The organism is Micromonospora sp. NBC_00898 (assembly GCF_045207895.1).
Classification (GTDB): Bacteria; Actinomycetota; Actinomycetes; order Mycobacteriales; family Micromonosporaceae; genus Micromonospora.
Window position 1 is genome coordinate 5,726,919 of record NZ_CP108775.1, and the last position, 13,560, is coordinate 5,740,478.

Genomic DNA, 13,560 nt, shown 5'->3' on the forward strand with positions numbered 1-13,560 from the left:
CGCCGGCGGTGGCGGTCTAGGCTGACCCGCATGCCTGCCGATCATGGCGCACGTGACCTAGGCCAGCTGATGGAGCGCGTCAATGCCGGTTATTTCGAGGAGGCCCGCGACATTGCGTGGCTAGGCTTTGTGCCCGCCGGCAAGGCGTCGAGCATCAACGCCGTCGCCGGACTCAATCCCCAGCAGATGGCGACGGAGATCGGGATCTCCGCGATGGAGCCGCCGAGCGCGATCGCCCTGGTACGGCGACGCTGCCCGGGCATCGTCATCGCCATGGGCCGCCCAGGCGAACCCGATCCGCGCCAACCCTTGCGTCCAGGCGGCGCCGTGCTGTGGCATTACGACGGTACCCGGGAGACCGCGGCCCTGCCCCCGCCCGACCCGGACGCCGCAGGGGTGGTGACGGAGCTTGCCGCGCAACGGTCCTGGGGCCCGCCTGCGGTCACCTTGCATGCGGCGGCGCGGCTGCGCGAGGTACCCGTCAAAGAATTGTTGTCTTTGCTCGTCCACCCGCCGCAGTCGCCGGTGCGCACACGGATGTCCGTGTGGGAGCGGACCGTACAGGCGTGGTGCTGCCTTGGCCTGCTGCACCGGGGTGAAACGGGGCTGCTGGCCGACATCGTCTTCGGCGTCGAGGACTGGACCACCGAGGCGGCCGTCTACGCGCTGGTGGCCTCGGCGTGGACGGACCCGGCGCAACGGGCCGGTGTCGCCGCGCTGGTGGCCGAGCGCTTCGAGAAAGCGTTTACGGCGCAACAGACCCGGCCCGTGCTCATCGCGACGTCGTTGGCGCAGCTTGCGTGCGTGACTCCGGACCTGTCCGCCGCCACGCGCGACGCGGCCCGGCGGATGCTTGCCGAAGACGTGCTGCCCTCGGCGCAACCACAACCCAGACGGACAGTGTGGGACAAGCTGCGGGGCCGCTGACACGACCGGTTGCCGATCTCCAAGGCGGCACTGACACCGCTTTCGTTCCCCGCCCGGGCCTGAGCCAGCGTGATACCGGGCGGCGAACGCCATGTTCGATCAACCGACATGGACGCAGTGTCTACGAATTGATCGCGCCGCGTGAAGCAGTCTTTCTGGGCAGTGCCGCCTGAAGGGCCCAAGTGGACCTCCGGCGCCACAACTCCGGCGCGTCCTCCCTATCGGGCCGCTGCAGCAGGGGCCAAGAGGGAAAGGCTCCTCGATTTCGGGGGCTCCTGATCAGAGCCATGGCCATGCCCTTCGCCTCCCGTGCCCCCGTGGGGGCACGGGAGGCGAAGGAGATGCCTTCTAACGTCACGTTCCGTAGAACTTGATACATAGGAGATCCGGACAAATGGGCATAGATGCTGGTCAGGAGATCGGGTGACCACAGACTGAAAATCGGAAGGTCGGCGGTTCGACCCCGCCCCTGGCCACATAGCCTTTCGCCGGGCTACAGCAGCGCCGACCAGCGGAAACGCCGGTCGGCGCTCTGCTTTGTGCCCTGGAAGCCCGTCTGTCCAGTCTGACCCTCGGTGACCCCGGAATCCCGCTGTTGGCCGCCCCTTGTCGCACGGGGATCGCACGGACGCGCACCTGGCACCTGGCTCGCTTCAAGGCGCGTGCGCCGTTCACCCGATGGCTGGACCACCCGGATGTACCAGGATGGGACTGTGCTCGCCGAGCCGACGATGCTCCTCGTCCACAGTCCGCTCCTCACCCGGGCGACGTGGGACGCCCTGCGGCCGCACCTCGAAGCGGCGGGTTGGCGCGTGGCGGTACTGGACCTTCGCCCCTTGGTCGAGGCTCCGTACTTCCATGCGGCGGTCTGCGCGGCAGCGGCCGTCAGCGTCGCCCCCGGTGCGCCCACCGTCGTCGTCGGCCACAGCCGCGCGGGTCCTTACCTGCCCGGCATCGCCGACGCGGTCGGCAGCGACCGGCTAGACGTCGTCTTCCTGGACGCCCGCCTGCCGCACCCGGGCACCAGCTGGGTCGGGTCCCTGCCGCCGGAGCGGGCCACGTGGCTGCGGGAGATGGCGGTGTCGGGCCGGCTGCCGACGTGGGACACCTGGTTCCCCGCCAGCTCCCTCGACGATCTCCTGCCCGATTCCGGCCAGCGGCGCCAGATGCTGCACGGCTTACCCGAGCTGTCATGGAAGGTCGTCTCCGAGGTGCTGCCCGCGCCGGGCGGAGCGTGGGAATCCGCCAGCCACGTTTACCTCCAGCTGAGCGCTGCGTACCAGTCCACCGCAGAGCAGGCGGAAGAATGTGGGTACCGGGTCCGGCGCCGGGACGCCGATCACCTGGCGATGGTCACGCAGCCCGCGATGGTCACGGATCTACTTCTGTCGGCATTGCGGGCATAGCCAGCGATAGCTGAATCCATCACCGAGCTGCGGATCTCCTCGTCGGGCAGTCGGCAGACCGTCCAGCCTCCCCGGACGGGGACAAGGTGGAGCGCCCTACCGGACGAGTCTCAATGGCGGTTGCAAACGTCGGCGCCGGCGGCCGGAGCGGCCTGGGGGGTAGAAGAAGATCGGAGCGTGCTGGTAGGGGAGCCGTTCCCCTGCTCAACCCGTCCGTCATTGTCGGAGGGTGTCGGCGTTGGCTGGCCGTCTTGGCTGTACGGATGGCTGTGCGACAGGCCGCTGCTGACCATCTGATCCGTAGATTCCCAAGAGCACTCCGCAGTCGTTCGGCAACGTCCGCGTCGCCCTGGTCGCCGCGCGCTCGGCAGCTGGATCGGTCCAGGCTCGTCCAGCTCCGTTCGCTCCGGTGGCTCCCACCTGTGGCTCCCGGGCGATGCTATCGAGCTTCTCGGAGCCGCCCTCAAGGCCAAACATCGGTGTGTCAGAGCCGTCTCGTGGTGAACAGGGTGGTCCCGTAGATCGGGTCCACTTCCTTCCGCTCGGTCTCGGTGAACCCGACCTTGGCCAGCACACGGCGAGAAGCGGTGTTCCACTCCCAGACCGTGGCCCACAGAGGTTCGTACCCGGACGATCTCGCCCAGTCCAGAACCGCCAACGAGGCCTCGGTCGCGTATCCCTGACGCCAGACTCGGCGTAGCAGCTCGAACGCCAGTTCCGGTTCCCCTTCCGATCCTCGTCCGCTGTCGACCAGCCCGCAGTAGCCGATGACGTCACGAGCGGCCTTCCGCTCGACCGCCAGCAACCCGATCGACCATAGCTGGTTGGTGCGGATCGAATCCTCGAGCTCCGCGACCGTGGGGTGTCCATCCGCGTCGATTCGGCGGTGCGGCGGCACTCGTGGATCACGTTCGGTCCACAGCTCACGCTGGACGACAGCCTCGGCCACCCGCCAAGGTCTGAGCAGCAGGCGACCCGTCTCGAGTGCAACCTCGCGGCCCGGAGTCGCTTCAGCTGCCATGACAGCAACCCTCTCACGGACGAACGCACCGTCATGCCGCGGGGCGCGCGGTCGATCCTGCCGAATCGTGGACGCTTAATGTGCGGACTGGGCGGCCTCCCGCCCTTGCGAACTGCCTGCATCTAGCCATCAGCACGAACGGACAGCGTGAGTTGCGGCAGGTACGAATCGCTGCCGTCGACGCCTGGTCGTTGGGATCGGTCTCAGTAGCTAGAGCTAGCTGAGACCGCCCCAACTCGCCGCCATCCCGTCCGCCGTCGACCCACACACCGTGGAGCGGGCCTGCCCCGGGGTGACAAGGTGGAGCGCCCTACTGGACGAACGACCTTGGCACCCCGGGGCAGGTCTGCTCGGCTTCGCCTGGGTCGACGGTGGGCGGGATGGCACCCCCATCCCAGAAGCCCGAAGCGCCCCCGCCGGAGGCATGCCCTTATCGGCCGGCGCGCCGGCCGATGCCGGCGCTTGCGCCGCCAGCAGGCCGAGCGCGGCCGGCGCGACCCGCTTGCGGGCCGCCATGATGAAGCGACTCGGGCACTCGTCCATGGCGGCGGCTCGCCGGTACCTGCACGCCGTCGACGGGCGAGACCGGGAGATCGCCAAAGCGCTGTCGGAGCTGGCCGCGCACGGGGATGTCGCGCGACTGCCCCGGCACATCACCATGCGCGGCTAGCGGCGGAGCAGCGCAAACGATCCCGCCGCCGTCACCAGTAACAGCAGTGACATCGCGAACAGGGCGCGTCCAACCGGAAGGGGCATGGAGATGAGGAAGGGCGCCTGTTGGACCACCAGGCCCGCACCGATCATGGCCTGGGCGCTGCCCATGCGCACGGGCTGGGACCGCTGGCTCGGCGTCAGGCGTGCAAGCCGAACCCAGGCTGCGGGAAACCGTCGTGACATGGCCACACGCACGCCGAGTGCAGCCGCGGCGAGACCGAGGACCACGGCCACCAGTCGCAAAGCGATCATGACCGGGTCCTCGTCATCCAGGCTCATGCGCCCATCATCGGAGGGGCGTCAAGGTCGCAATCGCATGACAGATCGCACGGCAGCCTCCGCCGGCTCCCTGACCTGCCGGAATGCACGTGCCTGAAGATCGGAAGGTCGGCGGTTCGACCCCGCCCCTGGCCGAATAGCCTTTCGCCGGGCTACAGGAGCGCCGACCAGCGGAAACGCCGGTCGGCGCTCTGCTTTTTGCCTCTCGCTCCCGCCTGTCTGGTCTGACCCTCGTTGACCCCGGGTTCCCGCTGATGGTCGCCCCTTGTTGCCCGTAGATTGCACGCCCTTCCGCGGCATTCAATCGCGATATCTGGCTATCATCGCGACATGGCGATTGATTGCACTCCGGGGCTCGCTCCTGCTGTGGCGTTGTTCCGGTCTCTCGGCGACCCGACCCGGCTGGCCATCCTGCGCCGGATCGCGACCGGCGAGGCTCGGGTAGTGGACCTGACCGGTGAGTTGGGGCTGGCGCAGTCGACGGTGTCGAAGCACCTGGCGTGTCTTCGTGACTGCGGCCTGATCGACTACCGGGTCGAAGGTCGCCAGTCCTTCTACGCCCTGACGCGGCCGGAACTGCTGGACCTGCTGCGCTCGGCGGAACAGGTCCTCGCTGCCACCGGCGAGGCGGTCGCCCTGTGCCCGGTCTACGGCACACCGGCCAGTTCCCCGGTGGAGGTGACCGCATGAGCACGTCGCTGCTGACCCCCGAGCGTCGCACGGTGCTCTCCCGGCGCAGCCTCTGGTTGGCCTACGCCACCGCCGGCTACAACCTGTTGGAGGGCCTGGTCGCGATCGCCGCTGGGGCGGCGGCCTCCTCCACGGCCCTGGTCGGCTTCGGCCTGGACTCGTTCGTCGAGGTGTCCAGCGCGGCCGTGCTGATCTGGCAGTTCCGCTCCCGCGTGCCCGAAGACCGGGAACGGCTCGCCCTTCGGTTCATCGGCCTGTCGTTCTTCGCCCTGGCCGCCTGGGTGACCTTCGACGCCGTCCGCTCCCTGCTGGCCGGCGGGGACGCTGACACCAGTCCCGTCGGTATCGGCCTTGCCGTGGCGTCGCTGCTCGTGATGCCGCTGCTCGTTCGAGCCAAGCGGCGCACGGGCCGGGAACTCGGCTCAGCGACGGTCATGGCCGACTCCACGCAGACCATGCTGTGCACCTACCTGTCCGCGGTGCTGCTCGTCGGCCTGGTCCTCAACGCCGTCTGGGGCTGGTCGTGGGCCGACCCGATCGCCGCGCTCGTCATCGCCGGGGTCGCGATCAAGGAAGGCGTTGAAGCCTGGCGCGGCGAACACTGCGACGACTGCGCACCCCTCCCTGCCGCTTACGCCGCCACCGGCCAAGGCTCGAACTGCGCCGATGGCTGCTGCACCGACCTGAAGGCGTAACCCGTGGGCGGTCCGGAGCGGCCTGGGGTTTAGAAGAAGATCACGGATGGTTGGTCGGATGGCTGTACGTACCAGTGCCTCAGAATCTCCACGCACTCATCAAGGTCTTGGCCGGTCACACCCACCACAGGCGGCCAGGCGCGCGGGTAGCTCACCGAGATGTCGAAGTGGAGCCAGTACCTGTTCATCTCTCCCCGCGCGGTAGCCGCTACTGGCTGGAGGGTGCTCGTGGCCTGGACGGATGGTGGTTCGGCCAGAGCTTCAGTTTGGAAGGACGAAGACCATCGCCGGCAAGCACCCGGCGGCGCAGGCACCAAGGCCAGTTGATGGCTAGTCCCGCCTCAGGATGGACCATCCCAGCGCGGCCGCGGCAAGAAGCAGTGCCACCACGAACAGGGCGGCTCCGACCGGGAAGGGCATGGGGATGAGAAACGGTGCTTGCTGGGTCAGCAGGCTCGCGCCGACCAACGCTTGGCCCCCACCGATGCGGACGGGTTGGGACCGCTGGCTCTTCGTCGGACGCGCGCAGCGAAGCCAGGGCCGGGGAAACCGACGCGACACGGCGGTGCGGACACCGAATACGAGCAGGAAGAGGCTGATGACCACGATCACCAGGCGGCCGGCCACCAACAGAGGGTCCGGGTCACTCGGGCTCATGCGGCCATCATTCAGAAGGTGTCAAGGTCGCAACCTCACGTCTGGCCCGACGTTCAGGCGGTGGAGACCAGCATCGTGATTGCTACTGGACCGTATCCTCCGGGCCATGGCCGTTGATCCATCCAGTTCCCGCCCGCCACTGGGCCGCGGGCCGCGCAGGTTGATCGCGGCGCTGCTGGTGCTCGGGGTGATACTGCCGTCTCTCATCATCCGTGAGCTGATCGAGGCCACGATGGGAAGCGGCCCGCTGGCCGATATCGGCTGGATAGCAGTTCCGGTGGCGGCAACGGCCTGGCTTGCGCCGCGTGTTTCCTACCGCCGCCGTGATGCATTGTTGTGGTTGGTTGGCCCAGGTCTCTTCATCTTCGCGGAGATCGCGTGGCGGCTGGCCTTCCTGCCCTACCGCGATTGGACGCCTCGCCCCGATGAGGCATCCCGCATCCGCCGGCTTCGCGACCCGCAGCACGCCGGGTTGTGGTACCGCCGGGGTGAAGCACGGTAGGTAGTTGACCTTCCACGAGCCGGCACACCGGCCGGCGGCACGGCGGCGCGTGCCGGCGCGGGGCTACCGCTTCGGGCGGTGCTGGCGGCCCTGGCCCACGCCGCCCTGGATCGCCTCCCAGACGCTCCGGCCGGCCTGCCGCAGGGTCTCCCCGGCCTGGCCGGCCACCTGGGCCGCCCCGGACGCCCCCGCCGGCCGGGGGCCGCCCCGCCCGCCCGCGGCCTCGCCTTCCTCGCCGCCGGCCTGCCCGGTCCCGGCCCCACCGCTGCCCGGGGGCGCCTTCCCGGTCTCCCGCCCGCCGGCGCCGGCAGCGGGGCCGGCCGGTCGTCCGGTGGCTGCCGACACCGCCTGCCCACCCGGTCCGGTCGGCGGCTGGGGCGACCGGGCGCCCGACGGCGGCACCGGCGGTCCGGGGGTCTGCGCCCCGGCCTGCTCCCGCAGCGACCGGTCCGCCACCGCGCCGACCGCCCCCACCTGCTGCCCCACCTGGCCGGCCTCCCGCACCGCCTGGCCGGCCTGCTCCCCGGCCTCGCCGAGCAGCGGCCCCGCGGCACCGGCGAACTGCTGGGCGGACCGGTTGACGTCGTCGACGCTGGTCTCCACCGTGCGGGCCAGCGCCTCGATGACCTGCGGATTGCGGTCGATCGTGGCGAGCGCCCGGTCCAGGATCGTCAGCAGCTTCTCCAGCCGCACCTTGAGCAGCGCCTCGACGTGCACCCCGGTGATGTCCAGTTCCACGCCCTCCAGGTGCACCCGGACGCCGGCATCGAGCTGGAGCAGGTTGGCCAGCCGCGCGCGCAGCGACAGGTCGGCGTCGAGACCATCGACCGCCAGCCGGATCGAGTCGACCGACACCTCCGGGATGTCGAGCAGGACGTCCGGCTCGGTCGACCCGGCCTGGTGGTGGGCCAGCCGCTCGCTGGTCGGGTCCGGTTCCCGTTCGGTCGCTCCGCTCTCGCTCATGCGCTCCGCTCCAAGCTGGCCCGCTACGTCCGGGCCGGATCAGCCGCGGATACCCGCTTTCCGGGTGGCCACCCGTGGCGCCGGTGGCCGGCCGTACGCCGGAACGGGCCCGGGCGCCGGCGGCCGGGAGAGCGGTCTCCCGCTGTCCGGAAGCGGGCACACCGCGAAGCTGCGCACCGAGGCATCAGCCGGTATGGTCCGGGCCTATGGGACAGGAGATGGCTGATCCGGATGAGGTCCGTCAGGATGTGGATCGGTTCTCGTTACGCAGCAGCCTCCTCGCCCCAGCCGCCGCGGAGCGGGCGTTCGCGGTGTTCACCGGGGCGCTGACCGACTGGTGGGTACGCGAGTACACCTGGTCCGGCCCGGAAGCGCTGGCCGAGCTGGGGATCGAGCCACGCGCCGGCGGCATGCTCTACGAGATCGGCCCGTACGGCTTCCGGGGCGACTGGGGCCGGGTGCTCACCTGGGACCCGCCGCGCCGGCTGGTCTTCACCTGGCAGCTCGGCCCCGACCGGGTGCCGGTGCCCGATCCGGCGCGGGCCAGCGAGGTCGAGGTCCTCTTCGTCCCGGCGGGCGACGGGCGGACCCGGGTGGAACTCGAACACCGGCATTTCGACCGGCACGGCGAGGCGGCCGAGGGGTACCGCGAGGCGTTGACGGCCGGCTGGCACGAGCTGCTCTGCCGCTACCTGGCCACGGTGGCCCGGACGGAGGGCTGACCGGGCGAGCCGGCGTACGGCGGAACGGTCACCGTCCGATGCCCGGCGCCGACGCCGGGCCGGTGGTCACCCCGGCGCCGCCCAGGTCGGCCCGGCGGCCCGCCTCGACGCCCGGGCCGAAGCCGGTGCCGGCCAGCCGGCGGGGCGGCGCGGTGCGCAGCCGCGGGTAGACCTCGGCGAGCCGGCGCCGCACCCGGTCGGAGCGGTCGGCCAGCACCAGCGCCATGGAGGACTCGCCGGCCTCGGCGACCGCGCCGGCCTCGGCGGCCCGCAGCCGGTCGCCGACGACGTGGGCGAAGCCGGCCAGCCAGGTACGACGGAAGGCCGCCGGATGCTCACCGGCCGGTACGACGGCGCCGGCCAACCCGTGCGCGGCCTGCACCAGCAGCGAGGTGAAGAGCAGCTCCACCCGTTCCAGGTCGCTGGCGAAGCCGAACAGGTGCATCGCGAATCCATTGCCCTGGCGGCGGCGTACGCACCGGCAGCGCAGCGGGTCGGCGACCGCGGCGAGCAGGCCGGCCTTGTCCCGCGCGTACGGGGCGACCACGTCGACCACCCGGTCACCGACCGGGTCGGTGGCCGGGTCGCGGGCGGCGAGCAGCGCCCGGTCCACGCCGTAGCGGGCGATCAGCTCGGTGGCCTTGGCGGTGAAGGCCGCGGACTCGGCGGGCGTGCAGGCCGGGTCCTCCGCCTGGGCGAGCAGCTTGCGGACCTTGCTGAGCATCGCCTGCGACATGTCACCACAGGTACCACAGCGATAGGACGCGGACGGGATGAGGCAGGTCCGGCTTCGTCACCGTGGCGACCAACGTCCGCGACGGTGTCGACTTCCGGGTCCGCTTCTCCAACCTGCGCTACGAGTACGAGTCGCTGGTTGCGTACCACGCGTTCTGACCCCGCGACGCGCGGCGCCCGCCCCCCGGCCGGGCGCCACGCGCGGTCAGCCGGCCCGGCTGCGCAGCGTCGCCACGGTCGAACCGGCGAGGGTGAGCAGGCAGTCCGGCAGCAGCCCGTCGGCCATCGCCGCGCCGAAGAGCGCCTCGCCGGTGTCGGCGTCGTCGTTGGCGTACGCACTGACGAAGCGGGCCACCCAGCGGGTGTCGTAGTCGGCCTGTTCGATGCCGGGGAAGTCGAGCGCGCAGGCCCCGGCGGGGGTGGCGTCGCCGACCATGGTGCCGGCCAGGCACCAGGCCACCCCGTACGCCCCGGCCAGGCCGGCCCGGTCGACCACCGCGTCGAAGGCGCCCACCACCGCGTCGCCGTCGCCGGCCAGTGCCGAGCGGAGCACGGCGGTCGCGTCGTCCAGCGTCTGCTGTGCTTCGTCGGTCACGTGCCGCACAGTAGGACGGCCGGTCAAGCGGTGACCAGGGCACGGTCCCGCCGTCACGCTCCGTATGGTGACCGGTCGGCCTCCCGACCGCACCGCCCTCCACGGTCCCGCCGTCCGCCGCGGCACGCTAGTGTGCCTGCGGACCGTTGGCGGAGGAAGGACGACCATGCTCGTATCACGCGGTTCGCGCGCGGCCGTGATCACAGCCTGTGCGGGGCTACTGCTCGCCACCAGCGCCTGCGGCAGCGACAAGACCGACGGCGGGGCCACCACCACCCAGGTGCGCCTCTACGGCACTGACGGCAACATGCTCAACTCGTACGCGACGGAGCTGAAGGACCGCGCCGACCTCGTGAACGGGATGAAGGGCACCACCCCGCTGACCCCACTTCCGGAGAACTTCAAGGAACGGTTACTCGCCGTAAACCCGAAGCTCACCGACTACCTCTACTCCGCCGAGACGTACGACGCGGTGGTGATCAGCTCGCTGGCCGCTCAGCTCGCCGGCAGCACCGACCCGGCCGCGATCGCGAAGCAGATCGTCGGGGTGACCACCGGCGGTGAACAGTGCGAGGACCCGGCGACCTGCCTGAACCTGGCCCGGCAGGGGCGGGACATCGAGTACCGGGGGGTGTCGCTCACCCGGGCCGGGTTCACCGAAGCCGGCGAGCCGGCCACGGCCAGCTACGCCACCCTGCACTTCGACGACCAGAAGATCGACGACGGCAAGACCGAGTTCGTCGGCGCGGGCGACGAGTCGGGGGCGAGCACCAAGGCGCCGCCCCGGGCGAAGAAGCAGCGCGGTGGTAAGTCAGACAAGAGTGACGGCTCCCCGCTGGTCCTCGGCGGGCTGCTGCCGCAGACCGGTGACCTGGCGCTGGCCAACCCGCCGATGGCGGCCGGCGCGGCGCTGGCCATGCAGGATGTCAACGCGGCCGGCGGGGCGCTCGGCGAGCCGGTGGTCTGGATCGACGGCGACGACGGCACCGACCCTGCGGTCGCGAAGGCGACCGTGGCCTCGCACATCGCCAAGGGCGTGCAGGTCCTCATCGGCGCGGGCGCCTCGGGCATCTCCCGCGCGGTCCTGCCGGACGTGGTCGCCGCCGGCCGGGTGCTCTTCTCCCCGTCGAACACCGACGCCGGGCTGACCACGGTGGACGACAAGGGTCTGTACTTCCGTACGGCCCCGCCGGACAGCCTGCAGGGCCGAGCCCTGGCGGACGTGATCCTGCGCGACGGGCCGCACAAGATCGTCATCGTGGCCCGGAAGGACTCCTACGGCGAGGGCCTCCAGGAGAACGTGCGGGCGGAGCTGGAGCGGGCCGGCATGGGCGCCGACAAGGTCAAGCTGCTGACCTACGTGCCGCCGGCCGGCACGAAGCCGCCGCCGCTGGACTTCAGCGCCGGGGCCAGGGAGATCAAGGACTACGGGGCGGACGCCGTACTGATCATCGGCTTCGGCGAGTCGGCGCGCGTGGTGACCGCGCTGGCCGACGCCGGGGTGCAGATCCGGCACTGACCGACGACGAAGGCCGCACCGGTTCGCCCGGTGCGGCCTTCGTCGTGTCCGGGTCAGCGGGAGCGGCGTCGCTCCAGGAACTCGGTCATCCGCCGGCGCTTCTCCTCGTCTTCGAAGAGCACCGCCTGGCTGACCAGGTCGAGCTGCGGGTGGGCGGCGGGCGGGGCGTCTACGGCCAGCTTGGTCAGCCGCAGCGCCAGCGCCGAACCCTTGGCCATCTCGTCGAGCAGCCGGTGCGCGGTGGGCAGCAGCTCGGCGGGCTCGGTCACCACCCGGTTGACCAGGCCGATCCGCAGCGCCTCGTCGGCGTCGACCCGACGGCCGGTGAAGAGCAGTTCCTTGGCCCGGGCCTCGCCGATCAGCGCCGGCAGGCGGTGCGTCGCGCCCGCGCCGGCCAGGATGCCCAACCGCACCTCGGGCTGACCGAAGACCGCCCGGGCCGTGCACACCCGCAGGTCGCAGGCGTACGCCAGCTCGGCACCGCCGCCCAGCGCCGGTCCGTCCACGGCCGCCACGGTCGGCATGGGCAGCGCCCGGATCCGGGCGAACGCGGCCGAGTTGATGGCGGCGAGGGCGTCGAGGCGGCCCCGCTCGCGGAGCTGGCCGATGTCCGCCCCGCCGGCGAAGATGCCGTCGGCCCCGCCGGTGAGCAGCAGCAGCCGGGGCCGGGCCTCCAGTTCGGCGCAGACCGCGTGCAGCTCGCCGATCAGGTCGGCGTCGATGGCGTTGCGCTTCTCCGGCCGGTCCAGCGTCACCACCAGCCGGTCCGGCAGCTCCTCGATCCGCAGCCCGCTCACTGCTTCACGCCCCCTTCCCAGGTGTAGAAGCCCTGGCCGGACTTCTTGCCGAGCTTGCCGGCGGCCACCATCTCCACCAGCAGCGGCGGCGGCGCGAACCGGTCCCCGTACGCCGCCTGGAGGGTGCGGGCGATGTCGAGCCGGACGTCCAGCCCGACCAGGTCGGTCAGCTCCAGCGGGCCGACCGGGTGCCGGTAGCCGAGCACCATCGCCTTGTCGATGTCGGCGGGGCTGGCCACCCCGTCGGCGACCATCCGGATCGCCTCCAGCCCGAGGGTGACCCCGAGCCGTGAGGTGGCGAAGCCCGGCATGTCGCGTACGACGACGGGGTCCTTGCCCAGCCGGCCGGCGAGCGCGACGGCCGCGTCGGTGGTCTCCGGCGCGGTGGTCGGGCCGACCACGATCTCCAGCAGCGCCATCGCCCAGACCGGGTTGAAGAAGTGCAGGCCGAGGAACGCCTCCGGCCGGTCCAGGCCGGCGGCGAGGTCGGCGATCGGGATGCTGGACGTGTTGCTGCCCAGCAGGGCGGGGCGCCGGGCGGCGGCCTCGCGGAGCACCGCCCGCTTCAGGTCGAGCCGCTCCGGGACCGCCTCCACGATCACGTCGGGCTCGGGCGCCACCTCGCTCAGCGCCGGGCGCAGGACCACCCGGTCCCGGTGCCCGGCGGCCTCCGCCGCGCCGAGCTTGCCGCGCTGCACCGCCCGCTCCCACAGGGTGGTGAGCCGGGCCGACGCGTCCGCCGCCCGACCGGGGTCCACCTCGACCAGCTCGACCTGGTAACCCGCGCCGGCCGCCACGTAGGCGATGCCGAGCCCCATCGTGCCGGCCCCGACGACCACAAATCGACCACTCATGTCGTCCCCTCGCCGCGGGCGGTGACGCACGGGATCTCCGCCACGCCCGGCCGCTCGCTCCGCTCGTTCCTGGGTGCGACCCTAGGCGGCACCGGATCGTGGGGCATGCGTGGGGGCGCGCCGGATCGGGTACAGACGGCCGTCAACGCCAAGGGAAGGACCGACATGAGCCAGGCACCGGAGAGCGTGGAGAGCGGCGAGACCGTGGAGACCCGCGGCGACGAGCGGGTGGACCTGCTGCGCGCGGACACCAACAACGACGGGAAGACCGACGTGTGGGTGGTGGACACCGACGGCGACGGCAAGGCCGACCTGTTCCAGTTCGACACCGACGGTGACGGCAAGGTGGACATCACCATGGTCGACATCGACGAGGACGGCACCCCCGACGAGGTGGTCGACGGCGACGGCGGCCTCCCCCCGGAGCAGCACACCCCCACCGTTTAGGTCTGAAAGGAGGGCCCCCTGTCAACGCATTCGGTAC

Annotated in this window: 17 protein-coding genes and 1 tRNA gene; 10 read left to right on the top strand and 8 right to left on the bottom strand. The window is 71.4% G+C overall.

Annotated elements, in window-relative coordinates:
• Window positions 1-30 precede the first annotated feature (30 nt).
• From OG799_RS27850 to OG799_RS27860, 3 genes are all read left to right on the top strand, one after another.
• The gene (locus tag OG799_RS27850) at window positions 31-927 is read left to right on the top strand and encodes a hypothetical protein (protein ID WP_406039082.1); all 897 of its coding nucleotides are present in this window, start codon (window positions 31-33) and stop codon (window positions 925-927) included.
• A gap of 409 nt (window positions 928-1,336) precedes the next feature.
• Window positions 1,337-1,403 (top strand) — tRNA-Phe (locus OG799_RS27855).
• 237 nt (window positions 1,404-1,640) lie between these two features.
• Window positions 1,641-2,333, top strand: coding sequence for a hypothetical protein (locus tag OG799_RS27860; RefSeq protein ID WP_406039084.1), 693 nt, complete (start codon window positions 1,641-1,643; stop codon window positions 2,331-2,333).
• 484 nt (window positions 2,334-2,817) lie between these two features.
• Here OG799_RS27860 and OG799_RS27865 read toward each other — a convergent pair whose 3' ends face one another.
• Window positions 2,818-3,354 carry a GNAT family N-acetyltransferase gene (locus OG799_RS27865; protein ID WP_406039086.1) on the bottom strand — a complete coding sequence of 179 codons (537 nt, stop codon included), beginning with the start codon at window positions 3,352-3,354 and terminating at the stop codon, window positions 2,818-2,820.
• Window positions 3,355-3,868: 514 nt separating this feature from the next.
• On the opposite strand from OG799_RS27865, the gene OG799_RS27870 reads away from it, so the two are divergent.
• Window positions 3,869-4,024, top strand: coding sequence for a hypothetical protein (locus tag OG799_RS27870; RefSeq protein WP_406039088.1), 156 nt, complete (start codon window positions 3,869-3,871; stop codon window positions 4,022-4,024).
• On the opposite strand, the gene OG799_RS27875 is transcribed toward OG799_RS27870, so the two are convergent.
• Window positions 4,021-4,347, bottom strand: coding sequence for a hypothetical protein (locus tag OG799_RS27875; protein WP_406039090.1), 327 nt, complete (start codon window positions 4,345-4,347; stop codon window positions 4,021-4,023). The genes OG799_RS27870 and OG799_RS27875 overlap by 4 nt on opposite strands.
• Window positions 4,348-4,677: 330 nt before the next feature.
• On the opposite strand from OG799_RS27875, the gene OG799_RS27880 reads away from it, so the two are divergent.
• On the top strand, window positions 4,678-5,037 hold the full coding sequence (locus OG799_RS27880) for an ArsR/SmtB family transcription factor (RefSeq protein ID WP_406039092.1): 360 nt from the start codon (window positions 4,678-4,680) through the stop codon (window positions 5,035-5,037).
• Window positions 5,034-5,732 carry a cation diffusion facilitator family transporter gene (locus OG799_RS27885; RefSeq protein ID WP_406039094.1) on the top strand — a complete coding sequence of 233 codons (699 nt, stop codon included), beginning with the start codon at window positions 5,034-5,036 and terminating at the stop codon, window positions 5,730-5,732. Before OG799_RS27880 ends, OG799_RS27885 begins: the two co-directional genes overlap by 4 nt.
• Window positions 5,733-6,062: 330 nt before the next feature.
• Here OG799_RS27885 and OG799_RS27890 read toward each other — a convergent pair whose 3' ends face one another.
• Window positions 6,063-6,389, bottom strand: a complete 327-nt coding sequence (locus OG799_RS27890; protein WP_406039096.1) for a hypothetical protein — start codon at window positions 6,387-6,389, stop codon at window positions 6,063-6,065.
• Between the two features lie 106 nt (window positions 6,390-6,495).
• On the opposite strand from OG799_RS27890, the gene OG799_RS27895 reads away from it, so the two are divergent.
• Complete coding sequence (locus tag OG799_RS27895) at window positions 6,496-6,891, top strand: hypothetical protein (protein WP_406039098.1); 396 nt, start codon at window positions 6,496-6,498, stop codon at window positions 6,889-6,891.
• A 63-nt stretch (window positions 6,892-6,954) separates the two neighbouring features.
• Here the strand turns inward: OG799_RS27895 and OG799_RS27900 are convergent, their stop codons facing one another.
• Window positions 6,955-7,854, bottom strand: a complete 900-nt coding sequence (locus OG799_RS27900) for a hypothetical protein (protein ID WP_406039100.1) — start codon at window positions 7,852-7,854, stop codon at window positions 6,955-6,957.
• Between the two features lie 206 nt (window positions 7,855-8,060).
• Here OG799_RS27900 and OG799_RS27905 point away from each other — a divergent pair, with 206 nt between their 5' ends.
• A complete protein-coding gene (locus tag OG799_RS27905) occupies window positions 8,061-8,576 on the top strand; it encodes an SRPBCC family protein (protein WP_406039102.1) in 516 nt (171 codons plus the stop codon).
• A gap of 28 nt (window positions 8,577-8,604) precedes the next feature.
• Here the strand turns inward: OG799_RS27905 and OG799_RS27910 are convergent, their stop codons facing one another.
• Both OG799_RS27910 and OG799_RS27915 read right to left on the bottom strand, forming a co-directional pair.
• The gene (locus OG799_RS27910) at window positions 8,605-9,312 is read right to left on the bottom strand and encodes a DUF2786 domain-containing protein (protein WP_406039104.1); all 708 of its coding nucleotides are present in this window, start codon (window positions 9,310-9,312) and stop codon (window positions 8,605-8,607) included.
• Between the two features lie 204 nt (window positions 9,313-9,516).
• Window positions 9,517-9,906 (bottom strand): hypothetical protein, encoded by a 390-nt coding sequence (locus OG799_RS27915; RefSeq protein WP_406039106.1) that lies wholly within the window; start codon window positions 9,904-9,906, stop codon window positions 9,517-9,519.
• A gap of 166 nt (window positions 9,907-10,072) precedes the next feature.
• Here OG799_RS27915 and OG799_RS27920 point away from each other — a divergent pair, with 166 nt between their 5' ends.
• Window positions 10,073-11,425 (top strand): ABC transporter substrate-binding protein, encoded by a 1,353-nt coding sequence (locus tag OG799_RS27920; RefSeq protein ID WP_406039108.1) that lies wholly within the window; start codon window positions 10,073-10,075, stop codon window positions 11,423-11,425.
• A 53-nt stretch (window positions 11,426-11,478) separates the two neighbouring features.
• Here the strand turns inward: OG799_RS27920 and OG799_RS27925 are convergent, their stop codons facing one another.
• Window positions 11,479-12,222: an enoyl-CoA hydratase/isomerase family protein gene (locus OG799_RS27925; RefSeq protein ID WP_406039110.1), complete on the bottom strand. Its 744-nt coding sequence runs from the start codon at window positions 12,220-12,222 to the stop codon at window positions 11,479-11,481.
• A complete protein-coding gene (locus OG799_RS27930; RefSeq protein WP_406039112.1) occupies window positions 12,219-13,076 on the bottom strand; it encodes a 3-hydroxyacyl-CoA dehydrogenase family protein in 858 nt (285 codons plus the stop codon). The genes OG799_RS27925 and OG799_RS27930 overlap by 4 nt, the downstream gene beginning before the upstream one ends.
• A 165-nt stretch (window positions 13,077-13,241) precedes the next feature.
• On the opposite strand from OG799_RS27930, the gene OG799_RS27935 reads away from it, so the two are divergent.
• Window positions 13,242-13,523, top strand: a complete 282-nt coding sequence (locus OG799_RS27935) for a hypothetical protein (protein ID WP_406039114.1) — start codon at window positions 13,242-13,244, stop codon at window positions 13,521-13,523.
• The last annotated feature ends 37 nt before the right edge of the window (window positions 13,524-13,560 follow it).

What these genes read in the sequence shown, in the direction of transcription:
- OG799_RS27850 (WP_406039082.1), top strand. Translation starts at nt 31, where the DNA reads ATGCCTGCCGATCATGGCGCACGTGACCTAGGCCAGCTGATGGAGCGC.
- OG799_RS27865 (WP_406039086.1), bottom strand. Translation starts at nt 3,354, where the DNA reads ATGGCAGCTGAAGCGACTCCGGGCCGCGAGGTTGCACTCGAGACGGGT.
- OG799_RS27870 (WP_406039088.1), top strand. Translation starts at nt 3,869, where the DNA reads ATGATGAAGCGACTCGGGCACTCGTCCATGGCGGCGGCTCGCCGGTAC.
- OG799_RS27875 (WP_406039090.1), bottom strand. Translation starts at nt 4,347, where the DNA reads ATGAGCCTGGATGACGAGGACCCGGTCATGATCGCTTTGCGACTGGTG.
- OG799_RS27880 (WP_406039092.1), top strand. Translation starts at nt 4,678, where the DNA reads ATGGCGATTGATTGCACTCCGGGGCTCGCTCCTGCTGTGGCGTTGTTC.
- OG799_RS27885 (WP_406039094.1), top strand. Translation starts at nt 5,034, where the DNA reads ATGAGCACGTCGCTGCTGACCCCCGAGCGTCGCACGGTGCTCTCCCGG.
- OG799_RS27890 (WP_406039096.1), bottom strand. Translation starts at nt 6,389, where the DNA reads ATGAGCCCGAGTGACCCGGACCCTCTGTTGGTGGCCGGCCGCCTGGTG.
- OG799_RS27895 (WP_406039098.1), top strand. Translation starts at nt 6,496, where the DNA reads ATGGCCGTTGATCCATCCAGTTCCCGCCCGCCACTGGGCCGCGGGCCG.
- OG799_RS27900 (WP_406039100.1), bottom strand. Translation starts at nt 7,854, where the DNA reads ATGAGCGAGAGCGGAGCGACCGAACGGGAACCGGACCCGACCAGCGAG.
- OG799_RS27905 (WP_406039102.1), top strand. Translation starts at nt 8,061, where the DNA reads ATGGGACAGGAGATGGCTGATCCGGATGAGGTCCGTCAGGATGTGGAT.
- OG799_RS27910 (WP_406039104.1), bottom strand. Translation starts at nt 9,312, where the DNA reads ATGTCGCAGGCGATGCTCAGCAAGGTCCGCAAGCTGCTCGCCCAGGCG.
- OG799_RS27920 (WP_406039108.1), top strand. Translation starts at nt 10,073, where the DNA reads ATGCTCGTATCACGCGGTTCGCGCGCGGCCGTGATCACAGCCTGTGCG.
- OG799_RS27930 (WP_406039112.1), bottom strand. Translation starts at nt 13,076, where the DNA reads ATGAGTGGTCGATTTGTGGTCGTCGGGGCCGGCACGATGGGGCTCGGC.
- OG799_RS27935 (WP_406039114.1), top strand. Translation starts at nt 13,242, where the DNA reads ATGAGCCAGGCACCGGAGAGCGTGGAGAGCGGCGAGACCGTGGAGACC.